We start from the raw sequence: 21652 nt of genomic DNA on the forward strand, positions 1-21652 counted from the left end.
TCCATTAAAAAAGGGGACGAATCCCCTTAGTTAAACATAATACATTTAGAAATGCTCTAATGTTACAGAAGCTTTTTCTTACGGCGAGCAACTAAAACTAAGCCACCCATTGCAATTAACATTAAAGCTAAACCGTTTGGTTCATTTACAGAGGTGACAGAATCATCAACAAACTCAGTAATTGCTACCTGTCTAACTTGCGCATTTACCGAAGCACCCGCTGGATCACCAACAAAAGAAACACCAGTAACAAATGCGACTGGATCATTCGGGTCTAGCATAGTGTCAACATCAATACCTAAAATACGGAATGAAGACACGCCACCTTGTGCAAAAACGTGCTCAACACCACCGGTAAGAATTTGATCGAAAACCCAGCCATTGGCAGTCATTAACCACAATTCAAACAAGTTGTCGTCAAATCCAGTAGGTAGCACTACAGAATAGAAATTAACACCAGAATCCGAATAGTAGTCATAACCAACAGCAACATCCGGATCAATAAACACCACTTGTTCAGGCACTACCACTAAATCGAAGAACCAGCCTGGTAAATCAGACACACCTTCAACAGGCATAAACGGGTCATCGTTTGTACCAGAACCAGTTCCTGTGCTTGTTGGATCTTGAGGAACAGGCGGCTCTTCAGCAAGTACGTTATCTAACGAGTTTGTAAGTTGTCCATTTGTGTAGCTAAAACGCCAAACACCTGCTTCGCCAATGTTTGAGCCAGTGGTTAACTCTTCTGTCACACCAACAGTGCCTGATTTAGGCAACAAAGTGCTTTGTTCAACACCGTCTACTTCAGTAATAATGCCAGCAACGCCGATGTCTTCAGCACTACCCAGTGAACCGTCCCATTCTAATTGGCCGTATCTGAACTCAATATCATAGTCCGTCGCGACAGGCCTATCATTGAAAAATTCTGTTACGTTACTTGGATCTGTACGGTCGATAATAACTAACTGGAACGTATTTCGTGCTTGGCTCTCACTGCCTGCTTCGGCAACTCCATCCCACGTATAGGCAATAGTAGAATAGTCGTCGCTTATCCCAAAATAAACAGAACCGCAGTCATCGCAACTAACATCCACAGAGCTAGTGAATGGCGCTAATATGCCAAAGTCAGTAGGGCCACCATTTGAAAAGTCAAGCGAGCGAATCTCAAGGGTTGGGATTTCACTTTGTCTAGCACTTACGTAACCATCTTTTGATAGTGAGGCCGTATTGATTATAGTATCTTGATATTTAAAGGTTTTGTTACCAATAAAAAAACCGCTATAGTCATAATTCTTATTAATTATTTCACTACCGTAAGTGCCCGAGTTAGCATCAATACCAACGTCATTAAAGCCAGTAAGGATAGGATCTGCATTTGAAACGAATGGCGACAAGCCAATCATTAAACCTGCAATTAAAGAAAGGGATTTATTTTTCATATTGGAAAAGTCCTTTTAATTGAAATTTGAGCTCTACTCACCAAAAGCAAGATTTACGCCATATATAGGGGCTGTCGTAGAGATCATTTACACTGCTATGACCAATCGCCCTAATTTATTATGATAGAGCGTTTTTAATTTTAAGTGTCCATACATAAGCGTTTGATAAAACTTTAAAAAGTGTCAGCTATTGTAAAAATAACTGACACTAAACGGTGTGTTTATAAGCCTAACACTTGTTTACCTTGCTTAAAGGTAATATCTACAGGAATATTCGCTTTAGTCAGTTTGGCTAAGTCAGCTCTAAGGTCTGCATTAATCAAACCTTTTTCGGCTACTAATTTAGCAACGCCGTCATAATCACCATCACCTTGAAGCTTTAAGATGATGTTAGATAGACCGTCAATAGCGGCTTTCATTTTTTCAATATCTACACTGTAAAAGCCTTGTTCATCGCGGCTAAACGCACCTTGCTCTTTAAAGTAGTTAAAGCGAACCATGTTGGCTTTACCATGGGCACTTGATGCGCCAAAACGAACAGAGCGGAAGATACCGGCCATGAATGTCGTGTAATAGTCTTCAAGCGTACCCTCATCAATTGCGCCTTTTTCTAGTAACTGACGGATCATATACAAACCTAAAATATCCGCTTTGCCTTCTTCAAGTGCAGAAGCGTGTTCTTTTAACGCGCCTCGAACAGTTTGATCAGAACCAACGACCTGTTTGATGCCTAGACCATGAGCGACTTCGTGGAACATAGTATTGGCAAAAAACGCAGTAAAAGTGATATTTTTACGTTGCTCAGGCACAATTAATTGCTCAGCGATTGGAACTAGTATGTGATCAAACTTAGCTTGCATAGCGTTTTTAAGCTGTAAGCGTCGCGTACCTTTTTGAAGTTGTACTTCTTCATCGTTTGGTAAATTAATCGCAATGGTTTTGCTGCCCGCATTTGAATGGCCCGCGTAATAGATAACGTCATAGGCATTTAAGTCAGCATCTGATCCAGGCGTTTCTGCTTTATATTTTGCAGGAACTGGCAAGCCTTGTTGTAATTCTGGTAAGTATGCAGCGTATTTTGCTAATCGCTCGCTCCAGCTCATGTCTTTTACCAATACATAAGATTCAAATGCCGCGCGATAACCAAATAACTGGTCTTCATAAGTTTCAATAGGTCCAATAACAACATCAATTGGGTTGTTCTTCATGTCCATCCAAGCGAAGTCTGATGCTTGATATTCGTCGGTTACCAATGCTTCAGCACGCATAGTTAGGTAGTTTTTGAACTCCTCATCTTCTGCATAAGAAGCTGCGGTAATTAACAACGAAGCTGCACGGCGCATTTCACCTTGATACTCTTGATGATAAGGCGCGATTTCTAATTTGCCTTTTTTGTTGCGTTTAATCACTGAATACAAACCATCTTTATTATCAAGCTCTAGCTTCTCAAACTCAGATTTGGTCATATCCGCAGGATAAAACTCAGCGCCTGGAGACTTTTCTTTGTAGCCAGATAAAAATAATTTGTCGCCGTTTAATCGATCCCATGGGCCGTAGTTAATTTCTGCGAATGCACGTACTTTAGGATCTTTAATTTTGTCTAAAAACTCAGTTTTGTCTTCACCAAAGGCTTGTAACCAAAATAAGTCGTCCATTATTTCAGATGCATCAATAAGAACTCCCAGCATCTCTTGTTGTTTTTGACTTAAGTGGCTTAAATCAGCGGTTAGTTCAACGGGATGATAAATATCTAGTCGTGATTGCTCGCCGATATATTCAACGGATTGCTGGCCGTTCGAGTCAATTCCAGAATCAGATGGTGCTTTAGAGCAGGCCACTAACAAACTAGCAGCTATGGCTGTAAACGCTATTTGCTTAAGTTGGGTTTTCATATTGAACCTCAGGAGAATAATATTGTGTTGTTATTAAAATTCATCACACGCCATCTCATTTTGTAAATAGAATAATAGTGGCGCAGAGTATCTGTCGTTTTTATCATTTATAACGCTAACTTGCATTATTTAAAGCAAATCGATCATGAAATTGTAGAAAAGTTTGCAACAAAAAAGGGACCGAAGTCCCTTTAAAACAATAAATAGTTAAAAGCTATTTAGCGATTACGCCACATTTACCTTTTTCTTACGCTGTAATGCTAAGAAACCACAGCCAAGAAGTAACAGTAGTAACGGGCTAGGCTCACTCACATCGGTGGCATCTGCCACGAACTCAGTGATAGGAACTTGACGGATTTGTTGATTACCCGAACCAGTAAATGTAAGGCCAGTAACAAATGCATTTGAGTCTGTAGGGTCAACCATATTTGAGATATCAATACCTAATATACGGAATTCAGTAACACCTAATCCACCAAAAAAGTACTGCTCGTCTGCGTTTAGGAAAGCAGAGAATTCCCATACACCGTTAACTAATAGCCACAGTTCGTAGTTTGCATTAAAGCCGCTAGGTAAAATAACAGAAGCAAAGCTAGAGCCGTTATCAACAAAGTAGTCATAACCAACCGCAACATCAGGGTCGATAAATACGATTTCACCAAAGTCTACGTTGAAATCAAATCCCCAACCATTTTCATCTTCAGAAATTGGCATAATTGGGTTTGACGGAGTTTGACCAGGCTCTAAAAACGTTCCATCACGGAATGAAAACGTCCAAATACCGTCTTGACCCGTATTTGAAGTATTAGCCAACTCAACAACATCTTGAGATAATGCACCTGGAAGTGAGTAATAATTTACCGACTCAATACCTTCAACAGTAAGTTCGCTAGACGCTAATTCTACTACTTGAGGAGTTGGGATGCTTTGTGGAAAATTTACAGGGCCACATTCTTCAACAGGACATTCACAATCGCCATTTGGACACTCACAGTCTCCACCCGGACATTCACAGTCGATTTCACAACCATCGCCTGGGCCACCGCCATTAAAACCGTTGCCCGCGGCAAAACCAGCTTGTGCACTATCGGCCCACTCTAATTGTTGGTAACGAAATTCAATATCAAAGTCGCCGTCTACACCAGTATCGCCAGAACGATCAATGAGCACTGCTTGGAACGTATTACGTTCGCCAGATCCTGAATTCCCATACTCTGCAACGTCATACCAAGTCACAGCTGTTACGCCTTCTTCTGGCGACCCAACATAAATATTTCCGCAACTAGGGTCTTCTTCCGAACCACAAGATACATCAACATCGCCCCAGTAAGGTGCAATCATAGGACTAGAGACGGTTTCAAAACTCTCTGGTGTGAAGTCTCTATAACCACTACCAAAAGTTAGGTTACCGTTAGAGTTCACAAAAAATGTGTTATACGAATTGTTAAAAAAATTAACATTAAAAGGTAGGTTTAATGCATTGCTAGAGCCGTCATCAATAAGAGGTAAAGCTTGTACGCCAAGCCCTAATTCTCCGCCCATGCCGGTTAAGATAACGTCAGCCTTGGATTCTTGCGATAGTGCAAAAAATACCACCACTGCGCAAAATAACGTTTTAATAAACTTCATTCAAAAGATGTCCTTATTAGAGTTTTAAAATATGATGTATCTTGTTGCGACAAAGCAAAAACAAAGCCAATACTTAAACCGTTGATTTCAATGAGTTTTTTAAAACAATATTGGGTTGGTGTAAAAATAGTCGACAATAAAGCTAAGTTTTTCAATGACTTGTACTCTAATTGGGTACGCTTTTTATGAACAAAAACGGTTGTTATTGAACTAAAATAAACGCGTTTAAGTATTTGAACGTGTTAATGCAAAGATATTTTAATAATTGGAGTAGGTATGTCTGTGGAAAAAACGCATTTAGAGATCTGTAACCTTACTAAAGGGCAATACCCGGAAATTAAGACCTTAATGGATCGAGCTTACCCAGACCTTGGCGGAGCATGGCCTTCTCACACTATTTTTAGACTAATAGATCAGTTCCCAGAAGGGCAAATCGGCATTGTTGATGATGGTGTGTTAGTTGGGATTGCTTTGAGCGTACAAGTTGATTACGCACGTTTTTCAAACCCACATACCTATGAGGACATTGTTGATGGTCATGACCGTGTATACTCCGATGAGGAAGGTGATGCGTTATACGGCCTTGATGTTGTTATATCACCTACACACCGAGGCATGCGACTAGGCCGACGATTATACGATGCAAGGAAAGAGCTGTGCCGACAATACAATTTAAGGGCGATTTTAGCGGGCGGTCGAATTCCGCTTTATCATAACTACAGTGACGACATGTCACCAACGGAATACATTGAAAAAGTAGACCACAAAGAATTGTATGACCCTATTTTGAGCTTTCAACTATCTAATGACTTCCAAGTAAAGCGACTACTTAAAAAGTACTTGCCTGAAGATCAGGGCTCAGTCGGTTATGCCACTTTATTAGAGTGGAACAATATCATGTTTGAGCCCACCGACACTGTGCTTGAGTCGACCAAGTCGATTGTTCGTGTTGGAGCGGTGCAATGGCAAATGCGTTGTGTTGAGTCAGTTGAAGAATTGTTGAAACAGGTGGAATATTTTGTTGATACGGTATCAGACTACCAAAGTGATTTTATTTTATTCCCAGAATTTTTTAATGCGCCACTTATGGGCTTAACTGAACAAAGTAATCAAACAGAAGCTATTCGTTATTTAGCAGAATATACAGAAACATTTAAAAACGCGATGTCGCGTATGGCAATTGAGTACAACGCCAATATTATTACCGGCTCAATGCCTCTGGCTGAAGGTGACAAGATTTATAACGTTAGTTATTTATGTCATCGAAGCGGAAAAATAGATGAGCAACGAAAAATTCATATAACGCCTCATGAGCAAAACGATTGGGTTATTCAAGGCGGTGATAAAATTGCCGTATTTGATACCGATGCAGGACGTGTAGGAATACAAATTTGTTATGACGTTGAGTTCCCTGAACTGTCACGAATCTTAGCCAAACAAGGCTTAGATATTTTATTTGTGCCATTTTGGACAGATACGAAAAACAGTTACTTACGAGTACGTCATTGCGCGCAAGCTCGAGCTATTGAAAATGAATGTTATGTTGTAATCGCAGGCTCAGTGGGCAATTTACCAGAGGTTGAAAGCCTTGATGTACAATATTCACAATCTGCGGTACTAACACCGTCGGACTTTTCGTTTCCACATGATGCAACATTAAATGAAGCAACGCCTAATACCGAAATGCTGCTGTTTAGCGACTTAGATATGGACAAATTAAAGGTATTGCACAGTGAAGGTACAGTACGAAACTTAAAAGATCGCCGTGAAGATTTATACAAAGTGCTGTTAGTGAACGAACCGCAATAATAGCTGAAACTAGAGTAGCTGGAATTAAATTAGCCTAAATTAACGCAGCCTAAATTAACCTAGCCTTCATTAACCATGAAGCTGTAAGCTAAGACTTAGGCTGCATTAGGTTCTTTTAGTGACAAACTCGCTAATGTATTTTCCACCTTTTATTTGAGCGATTACACGCATAGTTCGTGAATCCCCGGGATTAGTTAATTGTGCTCGAATTGGGGTGGGAAGTTTCCAATAAAATGCGTTGTCCTCTTGTGCTAATGAGTATTCAACAGCATCACCGTTATCATTAACAATAAATAAAGTCGCTGCATCTAATGCAAACGTAGAGTTTACGTAGGTTTCGCCATTTTTATCGTAAATGTTTAATTGTAAATCTCCCGCTTCTAAAACACAGATTTGCTCAAGAACATCGCATATACCTTGCTGCTGCATGATCACAACTTTGTCTTTGGCGGCCTGACTCTCCACCCACATATCAGACAAAATATAACCACCCAATATTAAAAAAGGCGCTACGTATAATGCCATTTTGGTGTGTTTATTCATGTTAAACCTCGGTTGCTTTATTTAAGTCGTTCACTAAATAACTAAATAACTAAATAACTAAATAACTAAATAACTAAATAACTAAATAACTAAATAACTAAATAACTAAATAACTAAATAACTAAATAACTAAATAACTAACTCAATTTACCAGAAAAAATGGCTTCCCAAATGTAGAATCAAATGGGAAGCCAAAGGGTAAAAACACATGTTTAGTGTGCGTGCGCTTTTCCAGCTCCATGAGGGACACGGAAGTTATCTACCATGTCTTGGATTTCTTGTGGTGCAGGGCCAGTAAACTTAAGCATGATAAATGCAACAGTAAAGTTCACGATAGCGCCTACAGCACCAAAGGCATTAGGCGAAATGCCTAAGAACCAGTTTTCTTCCATGCCACCTAAGAATGAAGTGCCCGGTATAAACATGAATCCTTTATGTTGGAATACATACAACATAGTCACGCCTAAACCTGCACACATACCTGCTACTGCAGCTGTGCCACTCATTTTTTTAGAAAATATACCCATCATTAATGCTGGGAATAAACTTGATGCAGCTAAACCAAAGGCCAATGCAACAGTACCAGCGGCAAAGCCAGGCGGATTTAAACCAAGGTAGCCTGCAACAATAATGGAAATGGTCATTACCACTCGTCCGGCCATGAGCTCGTCTTTTTCAGAAATATTAGGAGTTAACACCCCTTTCATTAAGTCATGGGAAACCGACGAGGATATTGCCAACAATAAACCAGCGGCGGTTGACAGTGCCGCGGCAATACCACCTGCGGCCACAAGAGCAATCACCCAGTTAGGTAGGTTTGCTATAGCAGGGTTCGCCAATACCATAATGTCACGATCAACCTTCGTCATTTCATTAGTTTCAGCATTTGCTGTGTATTGGATTTTACCGTCGCCGTTCTTATCTTCGAACTGTAATAGACCTGTTTTTTCCCAATCTTTAAACCACTGAGGACGCTCAGCATACTCTAGGTTTTGACCAGCAACAGGCTCTACCGTGTTCATAAGGTTAAGACGAGCCATTGCGCCAACAGCAGGTGCTACTGTGTATAACAGAGCGATAAATACTAATGCATAACCTGCAGACGAACGTGCCGCTTTAACAGAAGGAACCGTGAAGAAACGCATAATTACGTGAGGTAAACCTGCTGTACCAATCATCAGCGATAAGGTGTACGCGAACATATTTAAAGTGCCACCCATATTATCAGTGGTGTATTCTTTAAAGCCTAAATCCGTTACAACCAGGTCTAGTTTGTCTAATAAATACATGCCACTGCCATCGGCCAAGGTACTACCTAAACCAAGCTGCGGAATTGGGTTACCAGTTAGCTGCAGTGAAATAAACACGGCAGGAATGGTGTAAGCAAAAATAAGTACGCAGTATTGTGCGATTTGCGTGTAGGTAATACCTTTCATGCCACCAAGCACAGCATAAACCCAAACAACGCCCATACCTATGTATAAACCTAAATCGTAGTCAACTTCTAAGAAACGAGAGAACGCAACGCCCACACCCTTCATTTGACCAATGATATAAGTAAGCGATGCCACAATTAAACAAACAACAGCAACAATACGTGCCGTTTTTGAATAATAACGGTCAGCAATAAACTCAGGTACAGTAAACTTACCGTGTTTTCTCATGTAGGGAGCAAGCAACATGGCTAGTAAGACGTAACCACCTGTCCAACCCATTAAGAATACAGAGCCGCCGTAGCCTAAAAAGGCAATTAGTCCGGCCATAGAAATAAATGATGCGGCACTCATCCAGTCAGCACCAATTGCCATGCCGTTTTGGAATGGTGTTACGCCACCGCCAGCAACATAAAAGTCACTGGTTGAGCCTGCACGAGCCCACCATGCAATGGCGAAATAAAGAGCAAAAGACCCAAAAACCGCAATATAGGTATAGAGTTTTAATTCATCCATTATTCGTCCTCCACCTTGTATTTGGCATCGAGTTTATTCATTTGCCTTGTATACCAAAAAATTAAACCAACAAATGTATAAATAGACCCTTGCTGAGCAAACCAGAATCCTAGTTTGTAACCGCCAAGTCTAAATTCGTTGAGTTGCTCAACCAGCAAAATGCCAAATCCATATGAGACAACAAACCATATGATGAGGCATATAAATATTTAAGCGCAGATTTTCCTGCCAATATGTTGTTTTATGTTCCACGACACGCTCCAAATTAATCTTTGTTAAACAAAGTTAGAATTTGTACATCAACCGTCGTCCACCCAATTGCTGTTTGACATCTAATCGATATACAAATGACTGAGCTTAAGTTAGCAAGAAGGCGTTCTACAAAGGTATTAAACTTTAGTCTAAGACCCTCGGTTATTCGTTGCATTTCGGCTTGAAAGCGCCTAAAACAGTAGGGTGAAGAAAATAAAATAAGTGAAAAAGGATGCCATGAATACAGAATTGACCGAGCAAATCGCGTTTATCGCTGCCATTCCTGCATTCGAACCTTTGCCGAAATCCGCATTGGGTGACCTGGTTGCTTGTTTTTCTATTAGTTATCTTCGGCATCAAGAAACGTGTGAAACGACCTTAGTGCAAGAACAGCCGGTCATGTTAATTATTAAAAAAGGCGTTATTGCACAGCACAATAATAACCACGTAATAGCCAAATATAGTGATGGCGACGTTATTGTTATAGATAGCATGGCTTTAGCGAGTGAGCTTGAAGTAGAAGAAGACGCTCTTGTTTATCTTGCCAATATTCAAAAATTGCAGCTGCAGTTAAAGGACTATCCAGAAATTTTAGCGCATTGGTTAAAAGCCCCCGAACAGCGCATACACGACTCACTTATTTCTCAGCAATTGAGCGAAGTTGAGCGCTCTCCACTGAATAACATGACGGTACAAGACTTTGCGAAATGTCCAGTGGCGACAATCGAGCAAAATGAGTCCATTCAAAATGCAGCAATTAAGATGACAGAACTTGGGTACTCAAGTTTAGTGGTCGTCGACAGTACCACGCATCTTGGCATCGTTACCGACAAAGACATTAGAGCCCGCTGTGTCGCCTTAGCGTTAGATCCTCAATTGCCCATCCGTAACATCATGACCGAAAAAATGGCAACGATAGAAGCAGATCAAATCGCCTTTGATGCGTTACTGATCATGATAGATAAGGGTATTCATCATTTGCCGGTTACTAAAAATAATGATTTATACGGTATGTTAACACTTACCGACTTAATGCATAAAGAAGGGCAAAATGCCGCACATTTAACAAGTGCAATACGTAAGGCAGGATCAACAAACGAACTTGCACAAATTGCACAGCTGTTGCCCCAGTTACAAATTAACTTAACAAAATTAGGCATTTCCGCGGCGCCTATCGCCAAAAGCATAACGGCGCTTTCAAAAGCCATTACGGTTAGATTAATACAGCTGGGCGAAGTGGAATTGTCTCACCTAGATCAGCCATCGGTTCCGTTTGCTTGGTTATGCGCTGGTTCTCAGGCTCGTGGAGAGCAGCTAGCCTTTTCCGATCAAGACAATGCGTTGATATACGGTGACGGAGCAACGGATTCAGACAAACACTATTTTGCAACATTAGCCGACTGGGTCTGTGATGGTTTAAACGACTGCGGTTTTGTTTTTTGTCCCGGTGATATTATGGCGAGCAATGCAAAGTGGTGTCAGAGCGAATCAAAGTGGCAGGGTTATTTTAATCAATGGGTTTCTACACCTAGCCCACAAGCCTTATTAAACAGTAGTGTATTTTTTGATTTGGAAGCGATTTATGGCGAAAAACAATTACTGAAAAATATCAAAAATAAAGTTTTATCAGCAACTAAAAAAAACACGTTATTTATTGCGCACTTAAGTCGCAACGCCATCGCAAATAAACCACCGCTGGGTTTTTTTAGAGATTTTGTTTTGATCCCATCAGGCGAAAACAAATCAACCATGGACTTAAAACACAACGCGATTGCACCCATTGTCGACTTAGCAAGAATTTACGCGTTAGCGCTAGGCTTACCGAATAATTCTACGTTAGAACGATTAAAGCTAGCATCCGGAACGAGCATACTGTCAAAACCTGCGGGTCGAAGCTTAATTGCCGCGTATGAGTTTTTAATTCAATTGCGCATCGAGTTGAATGCTCAACAAATACAAGACAATAAAAAACCAAGTAACTTTTTATCACCCAAAGATATTTCTAGACTTCAGCGCAGTTATTTAAAAGACGCGTTTAAAGTCATAAAAGATCTGCAAGATGCAAGACAGGTTGTCTATTAATGCGTTTATTATCCAAGTGGTTTTCACCCAAAAAGTATCAGTACGAAAGCCAACGAATAGCCACAAAGAATCAGTTTCAAATGGTTTTGGAGGACTCTAAGCCACACCATGACATAATTGATTTTGAGCCTGACTTATATGCCGGAATTCGTGCCTTTTTATCAACACCCTTGCCCGACTTATCAACATCACTTGGTACAGTACCGATCGTGTCAGTGGACTTTGAGACGACAGGTCTGCATCCTCAAAGGGACAAACTACTTAGCGTCGGCTGTGTTGATGTTATGCGAAAACAAATATTTTTAGCCAAGCACTATCATCAAATCATTGATGTTGAACAACAATTAGACAATGATAATGTTTGTGTACATCAAATTACCGAACAAGAAAGTCAAGCTGGTAAGTCGCTAGATGTCGTGGTTAATGAATTACTCTTAGCGATTGCAGGAAAAGTAATGTTGGTGCATTTTAACAAAATTGAACGAGCTTTTTTAACTCAAGCCTGTTGGGAACTCTATGGCATAAAGCCGCAGTTTCCAATGATAGATACGTTGTTATTGGCCAACGAGTCGTTGCGTAAAAAAGGCTTTATTATTGAACCTCGTGATCTTACGCTGAGCAACTTGCGGCAGCGTTATTATTTGCCAAATCACAATGCGCACAATGCGTTAGGTGATGCGGTGGCAACAGCCGAGCTTTATTTAGCCATGATGTCAGAGCGAGATTTAGCGTCACTTACCCTCAAAGATGTGGTGGTATAAACGTGAGTAGGGCAATAACAACCATCAAGGAAACCGTATGACTTTTGCTATTTTTGCCGTTTCAATTGTTTATGTCGGCATTATGTTCATGCTTGCGCGTTGGGGCGATAAAGGTGGCACATTATCTCAAAAAGTAACGCATCATCCGATTATCTACAGTTTAGCGTTAGGTATTTATTGTACCAGTTGGACGTATTTTGGCGCCGTAGGGACCGCGTCCACAGAGGGTTGGCAATTCCTGCCCATTTTACTTGGCCCCATTCTGTTATTTACCTTTGGTTATCCAATACTCGCTAAGCTGGTCACAGTAAGTAAAAAGCAAAATGTAACCTCAGTTGCCGACTTCATTTCATCGCGTTACGGTAAACGTCAGCAAACGGCGCTTATTGTCACTATCATTGCCACATTGGCGATTATTCCCTACATAGCACTGCAGCTTAAAGCCATTAACGCCAGCTTTAGTGCATTTTCGGTGATATCCAATATTGAATCAGAACAAGCCACTTCTGCATTAGTCGCGACCTTTGTTATTGCATTGTTTGCCATTTTATATGGTGCGCGAAAAGCCGATGTGACCGAGTATCGCTCGGGACTTATTTTTGCGATTGCCTTTGAGTCTATGTTTAAACTACTAGGCTTAATTATTTCTGCTTCAATCGCGGTAACCTTACTTAGTGATTCTGCTGCAGAGGGCGTATCCGTTTCCACAAGTCAGTGGCAATGGTCAACCATGACGTCAACGGATTTTATTGTCCAAACCTTTATGGCCGCAGCAGCAATACTTTGTTTACCAAGACAATTCCATGTCATGGTGGTGGATAACTCAGACAAAAGAAACTTAAATACGGCACGTTGGCTATTTCCGTTATATTTATTGTTAACCATTGCTGCGATAGTGCCTATTGCAACCGCAGGGCATCATTTTTTGGCAGATAGCGGCGTTAGCAAAGACATATTTACCATGCAGATGCCAATGTTTGTAAACAACCAGTGGGCAACGTTGTTGGTATTTATTGGCGGCATATCTGCAGCAAGCGCAATGATCATCGTTGCTACGCTAACTCTGAGTACCATGATCACCAACGATGTATTTATGCCTTTGGTATTAAAGCGTGAACAGCAAAAAATACTAGCTGAAGGAAAATATCAGCATCGTATCGTCCAACTTCGTCAGGTGACCATTGGCGCAATTTTGTTTTTATCATTTGCTTATTACTTTGTTTGGGCAAAACAAACGTCATTGCATAGCATTGGACTGATTGCTTTTTCATTAGTCATTCAGTTGCTTCCACCAATTATAGGTGGTTTATATTGGCGAAAAGGCCATGCCAATGGTGTATATGCAGGTTTGCTTATGGGATTTTTAACTTGGCTTATGTTCTTGTTAATGCCACTTGCATCGTCAACAGACCCAGGCAGTCAAAGCTCGGTGATTAGCCAAGGTGTCATCATCTCACTTATTGCAAATAGCGTAGGTTATTACATCTTTTCTTTGCTCGCGAACGACTCATTGACAAAATTCAAGCGACTGCATTTGTTTATCCTAATACCCGTGCTGATTTGTCCGGCCAAAAATTACGTCATACTCAAGCCAGAGTAAAAGACTTACAAGATTTACTTATGACGTTTTTAGGCAGCGAACGCAGTGCCCAACTTTTTGTTGAGTACCAACAAGAGCATCGGCTTAACTTAAACGAAGATGACGACTTAACCCATCAATTTGTGAATTACTGTGAACGAATGCTCGGCGGTGTTTTAGGTGCGTCATCGGCCCAGTCATTGGTAAATATTGTACTGTCCGGCAAGCAACTTGATGTGGAAGATGTGGTTAACTTCTTTGATGACACCACACAAGCATTAAAAAACAATCAGGCAATCTTATTTAGCTCTCTTGAGAACCTTAGCCAAGGCGTCAGTGTGGTAGACGCTAATTTGAATTTGGTCGCATGGAATAAAAGATATTTAGAGCTGTTTGAGTATCCTGATCATATGGTGCAAGTTGGCTTACCAATTAAAGAGTTGATTCGTTTTAATGCCGAGCGAGGCGAATGCGGACATGGCGAACTAGAAGACTTAGTCAATAAACGTCTATCGCACCTTAAAAGCGGCAAGAGTCACACCTTTATTCGCAGAAGAACCGACGGTAAAGTGATTGAGATGGTGGGTAACCCTTTACCAACGGGCGGATTTGTTACGAGTTTTAACGACATTACCAGTTTTGTTGAAACCGAAAAGGCCCTAAAGGATGCCAACATCAATTTAACAGATACCGTACAACGACGCGTTAATGAAATTAGTGAAATTGCCGAAGAGTTAAAAAAAGCCAAACAAGAAGCGGACGATGCTAACGCTTCTAAATCGAGATTTTTAGCACTGGCGAACCACGATGTTTTGCAACCTCTAAATGCAGCTCGTTTGTACTTGTCGTCATTAAGTGAAGATGCGCTAAACGCAGAACAGCAGGGCACATTAAATAAAGTCGATCAGTCACTATCGGCAATGGAAGACTTGTTATCCACTTTGTTGGAGATTTCAAAATTAGAACAAGGTGCGCTTAAACCAAGCCTGAGCCACTTTAAGCTAAGTACTATATTGGCACAGTTGTGTGATGAAATTTCCGCCCAATGTAAAGCAAAAAACCTAGAGTTTGTTCAGCATTGGCAAGATGTTACCGTGCATTGCGATGCAACCTACTTGCGTCGTATTTTACAAAACTTCTTATCAAATGCGGTTAAGTACACAGAAACAGGTAAGGTATTAGTTGGGCTACGTAAGGGTGGACAAGGTGTACGAATTGAGGTATGGGATACGGGAGAGGGCATTTCAAAAGCCGAGCACGATCGCGTGTTTGACGCCTTTTATCGAACCCATAGCGGCAGTGCCAAAGGTTTAGGGCTGGGGCTCAGTGTTGTTGAACGTATGAGTTCGCAATTAAAATGCCCAATAAAAATGACTTCAAAGTTAGGTAAAGGTTCGTGTTTTGGTGTGACCGTACCGTTAGGATCAGAAAGTCTAACGATACAAAATAATCAGTTTGAACAATTTGAATCGAGCCAGTTTAATCAACTTAACGTTATTTGCATTGACGATGAAATTCAAAACTTAGACGCCACTAAAACCTTGCTCGAAAAATGGCAATGCCAATGTTTATGTTTTTCGAGCGTTGAACAAGTCAGTGATTTTTTAGCCAGTTGTGCGCCTGATAGCTCAAACCCAAGCTTCACCAAACCCGATGTATTGCTGGTGGACTATCAGCTAGTGCCATCTAATATAACCGGCTTAGAGCTTATTCAGTCTATCCGTTCACATTTTCAAGAAGCGATACCGGCCGCATTGGTCACCGCAATGAAAGATGAGGAGCTCAAAGCGCAATGCGATGCGTTAGGGGTAAGGTACATGTTAAAACCGTTAAAACCAGCACCGTTAAAATCGTGGTTAAAGAGCCTTATTCAAAAAGCACAACGTGATGCAGACTAATTTGGTTGGCCTCTTTGGCTAGGAGCTTATCTTAGATAAGTGGGTAAGATGTTTGTTAAAATACTTTGTTAAAAGCTAGGCTGGCTCAACGGGAGTTAGTTGGAGTTTCTCAGCGAGCAATACCGCCTGAGTGCGGCTGTTAATCCCAAGTTTGCGGAAAATAGCGGTGATATGTGCTTTTATCGTTGCTTCCGTTACCTGCAACTCATAGGCAATTTGTTTGTTAAGCAAACCTTCGTGCAATAAGTAGAGCACTTTGTATTGTTGTGGTGTGAGTTCAGCAACCCGATTGGCTAAATCAAGATCGTCCTTGCTCAATGCTTTAATTTTCCCAGCCATGCCTTCAGGTAACCAGCTATCGCCGTCTAAAATGCAGTTAATAGCACTAGCAATTTGCGCCGACGGTGACGACTTAGGAATAAATCCCATAGCACCAAAGCCCATAACTTTTGAAATAACATCAAGCTGTTCAGAGCCAGAAATAACGGCTACAGGAATGTCAGGGAAGTCTTCGCGGATACGAATAATGCCGTACAGATCACCACTGCCCGGCATGTGTAAGTCTAATAACACCAAATCAAGATCTGGGTTTTGATCAATTTGTTGAATGGTGGATTCTAACGAATCCGATTCGGCCACTTCCAAGTCTGCAAATTGCAAACGTAAGGCACCAATAAGTGCCTCACGAAATAAAGGGTGATCATCTGCAATTAAAAAGTGAGCCATAAATGATCCATTTGAGCAAAACTGCTATTTATTTAGTCTGTTCTCAATGATGTTATCAACAACACTCGGATCTGCCAAGGTGGAAATATCACCTAATTGATCATGCTCATTGGCAGCCACCTTGCGTAAAATACGACGCATAATTTTTCCTGAGCGTGTTTTAGGCAAACCAGGCGACCATTGAATCATATCTGGCGTAGCAATAGGGCTTAAGTCATGACGAACCCAATCACGCACCGACTTAGTCAGCTCAGGCGTTATTTCCGTGCCCGATATTGGCGTTAAATAAACATAAATGCCTTGGCCTTTAATATCGTGCGGGTAACCCACAACGGCAGCCTCAGCTACTTTTTCATGCGCCACTAAAGAGCTTTCAATTTCTGCCGTACCTAAGCGGTGACCAGACACATTTAGCACGTCATCAACGCGGCCAGTAATCCAGTAATAACCATCGGCATCGCGCTTACATCCATCGCCAGTAAAGTAAACATTGTCGTAGGCCGAAAAGTAAGTTTGACCAAAACGTTCGTGATCGCCATGAATAGAACGAGCTTGTCCAGGCCACGAATCTTTAATGATGAGGTTACCTTCAGCTTCGCCTTCTAATTCATTACCATCACTATCTACGAGTGCCGGTTGTACACCAAAAAATGGTAACGTTGCTGAGCCAGGTTTTAAATCTGTCGTACCCGCAAGTGGCGTGATCATCGCGCCGCCCGTTTCAGTTTGCCACCAGGTATCTACAATCTGACACTTCTTCTCGCCCACTTTTTCGTAATACCATTGCCATGCTTCAGGGTTTATTGGCTCGCCAACGGTACCAAGTAATCTTAGTGAGTCGCGTGTTGAATCTTGTGCGGCTAAATCACCTTTACACATCAAGGCTCTAATCGCGGTGGGCGCGGTATATAAAATACTAATTTGATGCTTATCAATAATTTGACCAATTCTACGCTCGTCTGGATAGGTAGGCACGCCTTCAAACATTACCGTCGTTGCGCCATTAGCCAGTGGCCCGTATACAATGTATGTGTGGCCGGTAATCCAGCCTACATCAGCGGCACACCAATACACTTCGCCAGGTTTGTAGTTAAATATCTTTTCATGGGTCATCGACGCCCACACTAAATAACCGCCAGAAGTGTGAACTAAGCCTTTCGGTTTACCAGTAGAGCCAGAGGTATAAAGTACAAACAAAGGATCTTCCGCGTTCATTTCTTCTGGTTCACAGGTCATGGCGCAGTTTGATACTAAGTCATGCCACCACACTTGTGTGGTTGCGAGCGGATTGATTGGCGCACCGTTATTAAATACAACAGTGTGTTTAATACAATTAACGTCATCACGCTCTAGCGCTTCTTCAACGTTTTCCTTAAGTGGTAATGGCTTGCCACCACGTTTGTTTACATCGGCAGTGATAACAACGCTAGCACCACAATCTATAATTCGGTCGGCAATCGCGTTAGGAGAAAAACCAGCAAAAACAACAGAGTGAATAGCGCCAATCCGAGCACACGCTAACATGGCATAAGCAGCTTGAGGCACCATTGGCATGTAAATAATGACACGGTCGCCTTTTTTAACGCCAAGTTTTTTCAGGCCATTAGCTAGTTTACAAACCTCGTCATGCAGTTCTTGGTAGCTTACGCGTTTATCAACGCCTGGAGAGTCGCCTTCCCAAATAATAGCCGTGTCTTTTGCGCGTGTTGGCAGGTGACGGTCAATACAGTTGGCACTAACATTTAACGTGCCATCTTCAAACCATTTAACTGATACGTTGTCTTTTTTAAATGAGGTGTTTTTTACTTTGGTATAGGGTTTCATCCAATCAAGACGCAAACCTTGTTCGCCCCAAAACTCATTTGGGTGATTGATAGAAGATTGATAAAGCACTTTGTACTCTTCCATTGAAAGTGCGTTGTCGTGTTTATATTCAAAATCCGCAACGGGATACAAGCTAGCAGTCATGTCAATTACCTTTGTTTAAACTATCACCTAAATTCATCGTAACTGTTTTAAAGCTTTAGGTCTAAAAAAGGTATTAGACCATAGTCGAATAGACTAAAGACTAATTGTGCATTTATATAGCCAATAGATACTGTGATGCAGTGTTGAGGAGGCAAGTGAGAGTTGGGTCTTGCTCCTCATATAATAAATAAACTTGGGGAAGCAGGATGAAAAACGCGAACAAACTACTTTTGGTGTCGATGTTAGGCTTAGGAATGGGCTTTAGCACGATAGCCAATGCCGCCTACGAAATTCAAATTAGTGACGATCAAAAAATTAAATTTGGTGGTTATATAAAAATTGATGGCCGTTATGTTGATGGTGATATCGCTTATCGAGACTTTTGGATTGGTTCCGGTACGGTTTTGGCTGAAGATGTATCGCAATTTAAAATGTTTGCCAATGAGTCACGTATTAATACGACATATAGCAATGGCGACGTAACGGCATTTGTCGAGATGGACTTTTTTGGTGGCGGCGGGAACGAAATTATTTCAAATTCATCGCATCCGCGTTTACGTCATGCCTTTATTAAATACAAAGACGTATTAATTGGTCAAACGTGGACCACCTTTATGAATACCTCAGCACTTGCTGAAACTGCAGACTTTGCAGGCCCAATGGTAGGCGAGGCTTTTGTTCGTAATAACCAAGTGAGATACACCAATGGTAATTGGCAGTTTGCGATTGAAAACCCAGAGTCATACGGTGGTGATCCAACGCAAGATGTTATGCCAGATGTGGTAGCAAAATATAACTTCAAAGGCGACTGGGGTAATGTTTCAGTGGCTGGATTATTTAGACAGCTGCATACACCAATGGATAACAGCGAAACAGCATTTGGTATATCGGTAGCCGGTAAGATTGTAACAACTGGCAAAGACGATTTTCGTTTCCAAATTCACACAGGCAATGTAGGCCGTTATGTTGGTGTAACGGCAGCGCAAGACATAGTTGGCGAAGAAGCTGAGGAGTCGACTAGCTACATGGTTGCTTATCGCCATTTTTGGAACGAGGATACTCGAAGCTCAGTCTTTTATGGCAATATCACCACAGATAAAACCGACGTAGACAGAACCCATTGGGGAGTAAATGTATTTAAAAACTATACATCGAACCTCGCTATTGGCGTAGAAGTGGGTAGCTTTGAAATGGCCGAACAAAACGCCGAATCAACTTACGTTCAATTTAGTGCTAAATACAATTTGTAATTACGCAGATCATGAAATAAAAAAAGAGAAGCAAAGGCTTCTCTTTTTTATTGCCGAGTGATTACATTAAATTAAATAAGGGCATATCAAAGGCAACAAACAATAACATTCTGCTTTCACTGCTTGCTTGCTCGTCAAATTTAGCGCCTTTTTGATAAGCAACACCAACCACTAACGGCCACTTCTGTAGTCCATAACTAACGGCCAAAGAAGGCGCAAATATTTCATCCACCTCAAAGTCTTGCTCAATACCATTTAGCTTTAAGTTGATGGGATAACCAAAATCAAAAGGCGCAACCATAATACTCAGTGCCCCTTCGTTTAAGCCTAGCCAGTCGCGATCAACGGTGTATTCCAAACCAATAGGCACATAAAAGCCATTGTTATGACTTTCACTATTCGAACTTGCTAAATCATTAGACTTCATATTGTACGCGGCACCAAAATATGAGGTGACCATCAAGTGCGGCTCCGGTGTTCGCTTTTGCCAAAAACCCGTGGCTGGCAGAGCAAAGGTCGATAAAATCCCTTTAACTTCATCAGCCGTGTTCGCATCACTTAACAAAGCAAAAAATTGAATATGTTTGGATAGTTTCCACAATTCTTGGTTTTCAGTGTCATTAGGATGTTGCACCTTCCACCATTTTTTTATCAAAGCTAGGGCTTGTTGTGCTAACTCAGACGTAGACTGTTGATTATTTTGAGTATTTGATTGCACAGCCTTTACACTGTCATAAAGTTTTTTAATTGGGCTGATTAAGGCTTTGTAATCAGCCAACAAGGTTTCAATATCACCAGAATCTGGCAGTACCGCCATGTCATTTATCAAATAAGCCTGCGCATCAAAGCCGGGTTGCAAACTAAACGTTGTGATCAGTTGCTGAACAAAATGTTCACGGCTGGTACAAGCTTGAGGACTTTGAGTATTGGCTTTTTCACAAACGGCTTGCCAAGCTTCAGACTCAGTTGGAAACTTAGTTAACAATTGGGCAGAAGGGCGTAAATCCGCTTGGTGCTTTTTAACGTGCTCAAGCCAGGTTTTTAAGGTGTCAGGTAAGGCGGTTAAGCCATTAATTTGTTGGGTAAATTGAAGATAGTTAAAGCGAGGTAAGTTACAAATACTGCCAGTCTCGCTAGGCGTGTAGGCTTTAAATACGGCTAAACTGGCCAGCAATTCCTCAAAAGGTTGATAAAAGGCCTGCATTTTTTTGCGTGACTCAGAATCAGCGTCAAACATAGTCACTGTTAATGGCGAATAAGCTGTTGCGCCTGTCGTTGTCGTGTACCGAATATCTAGTTGCTGCATAATACCGATGACGGTATTGGCAATAGGCACTTGTTTGTTGCCGAAGTTAACATTAGCTTCGATTTCTTTTGCGAAACTACGAACCAGCAGGGTTTCCATGTCATTTCGAATCGCATTTTGCCACTGCGCTTTAGAACTGATAAAAATCTTTAAAGTCCCTTGTTGATAGCTGTTTAGCGTGTCGTAAGTGGTTGGAAAGTAACACTGTAAATTTTTGTTATCACGGATACTTTGCTCGTATAAATACAAAGCAGTGTCTTGTGCTCGTTCTAATAAAAAGTCGGCTACGCCATTAATGCGCGCACTATGATTTTGGTTTTGTTGAGTAGTAGAAGTATTAGCGTGAATTGAGTTTGAAAAGAGTGATAAAAGCAGTACGACAGTATAAAGCTGTATCAACCCTGATTTAAGCTTAAATAGGCGCATAATATTTTCCTTAATGGCCAGATAGAATTATTAGCATACTCTTCTGGTTAAATAATGCACGATTTGATTTTTGCTTGCTGTTCAACGGCTACACGTTTGATCTTTTGTCGCTAAAGTTTAGTATTCCTATTAAAATTATTTTA

At 41.2% G+C, this 21652-nt stretch carries 12 protein-coding genes and 2 pseudogenes; 5 read left to right on the forward strand and 9 right to left on the reverse strand.

What is annotated here, in order from left to right; all coding sequences use genetic code 11:
* Window positions 1-62 precede the first annotated feature (62 nt).
* From J9318_RS03090 to J9318_RS03100, 3 genes are all read right to left on the reverse strand, one after another.
* On the reverse strand, window positions 63-1439 hold the full coding sequence (locus J9318_RS03090) for a nidogen-like domain-containing protein (RefSeq protein WP_210561086.1): 1377 nt from the start codon (window positions 1437-1439) through the stop codon (window positions 63-65).
* A gap of 221 nt (window positions 1440-1660) precedes the next feature.
* The gene (locus J9318_RS03095; protein ID WP_210561087.1) at window positions 1661-3331 is read right to left on the reverse strand and encodes a dipeptidyl-peptidase 3 family protein; all 1671 of its coding nucleotides are present in this window, start codon (window positions 3329-3331) and stop codon (window positions 1661-1663) included.
* A gap of 225 nt (window positions 3332-3556) precedes the next feature.
* Window positions 3557-4960: a nidogen-like domain-containing protein gene (locus J9318_RS03100; protein WP_210561088.1), complete on the reverse strand. Its 1404-nt coding sequence runs from the start codon at window positions 4958-4960 to the stop codon at window positions 3557-3559.
* A 276-nt stretch (window positions 4961-5236) separates the two neighbouring features.
* Here J9318_RS03100 and J9318_RS03105 point away from each other — a divergent pair, with 276 nt between their 5' ends.
* Complete coding sequence (locus tag J9318_RS03105; protein WP_210561089.1) at window positions 5237-6769, forward strand: bifunctional GNAT family N-acetyltransferase/carbon-nitrogen hydrolase family protein; 1533 nt, start codon at window positions 5237-5239, stop codon at window positions 6767-6769.
* Window positions 6770-6874: 105 nt separating this feature from the next.
* On the opposite strand, the gene J9318_RS03110 is transcribed toward J9318_RS03105, so the two are convergent.
* The 3 genes and pseudogenes from J9318_RS03110 to J9318_RS03120 form a co-directional block, all read right to left on the reverse strand.
* Window positions 6875-7312, reverse strand: coding sequence for a hypothetical protein (locus J9318_RS03110; protein ID WP_210561090.1), 438 nt, complete (start codon window positions 7310-7312; stop codon window positions 6875-6877).
* A 212-nt stretch (window positions 7313-7524) separates the two neighbouring features.
* A complete protein-coding gene (locus J9318_RS03115) occupies window positions 7525-9261 on the reverse strand; it encodes a sodium:solute symporter family protein (RefSeq protein WP_210561091.1) in 1737 nt (578 codons plus the stop codon).
* Window positions 9261-9513 (reverse strand): annotated as a pseudogene (locus tag J9318_RS03120) (DUF4212 domain-containing protein). Before J9318_RS03120 ends, J9318_RS03115 begins: the two are co-directional and overlap by 1 nt.
* A gap of 237 nt (window positions 9514-9750) precedes the next feature.
* Between J9318_RS03120 and J9318_RS03125 the strand changes: the two are divergent.
* The 3 genes and pseudogenes from J9318_RS03125 to J9318_RS03135 all read left to right on the forward strand — a co-directional run bounded on the left by J9318_RS03125 (window position 9751) and on the right by J9318_RS03135 (window position 15833).
* A complete protein-coding gene (locus J9318_RS03125; RefSeq protein WP_210561092.1) occupies window positions 9751-11595 on the forward strand; it encodes a putative nucleotidyltransferase substrate binding domain-containing protein in 1845 nt (614 codons plus the stop codon).
* Window positions 11595-12356, forward strand: coding sequence for an exonuclease domain-containing protein (locus tag J9318_RS03130; RefSeq protein ID WP_210561093.1), 762 nt, complete (start codon window positions 11595-11597; stop codon window positions 12354-12356). The genes J9318_RS03125 and J9318_RS03130 overlap by 1 nt, the downstream gene beginning before the upstream one ends.
* A 37-nt stretch (window positions 12357-12393) precedes the next feature.
* Window positions 12394-15833 (forward strand): annotated as a pseudogene (locus J9318_RS03135) (PAS domain-containing hybrid sensor histidine kinase/response regulator).
* Window positions 15834-15908: 75 nt separating this feature from the next.
* Here the strand turns inward: J9318_RS03135 and J9318_RS03140 are convergent.
* Entirely contained in the window at window positions 15909-16559 is a 651-nt protein-coding gene (locus tag J9318_RS03140; protein WP_210561094.1) for a response regulator transcription factor, read from the reverse strand.
* Window positions 16560-16583: 24 nt separating this feature from the next.
* The gene (gene acs, locus J9318_RS03145; protein WP_210561095.1) at window positions 16584-18527 is read right to left on the reverse strand and encodes an acetate--CoA ligase; all 1944 of its coding nucleotides are present in this window, start codon (window positions 18525-18527) and stop codon (window positions 16584-16586) included.
* Between the two features lie 206 nt (window positions 18528-18733).
* On the opposite strand from acs, the gene J9318_RS03150 reads away from it, so the two are divergent.
* Window positions 18734-19777 carry a DcaP family trimeric outer membrane transporter gene (locus J9318_RS03150; RefSeq protein WP_244731836.1) on the forward strand — a complete coding sequence of 348 codons (1044 nt, stop codon included), beginning with the start codon at window positions 18734-18736 and terminating at the stop codon, window positions 19775-19777.
* Between the two features lie 61 nt (window positions 19778-19838).
* Here J9318_RS03150 and J9318_RS03155 read toward each other — a convergent pair whose 3' ends face one another.
* Complete coding sequence (locus J9318_RS03155) at window positions 19839-21509, reverse strand: hypothetical protein (protein WP_210561096.1); 1671 nt, start codon at window positions 21507-21509, stop codon at window positions 19839-19841.
* Between the last annotated feature and the right edge of the window lie 143 nt (window positions 21510-21652).

Source organism: Psychrosphaera aestuarii, assembly GCF_017948405.1.
Lineage (GTDB): Bacteria > Pseudomonadota > Gammaproteobacteria > Enterobacterales > Alteromonadaceae > Psychrosphaera > Psychrosphaera aestuarii.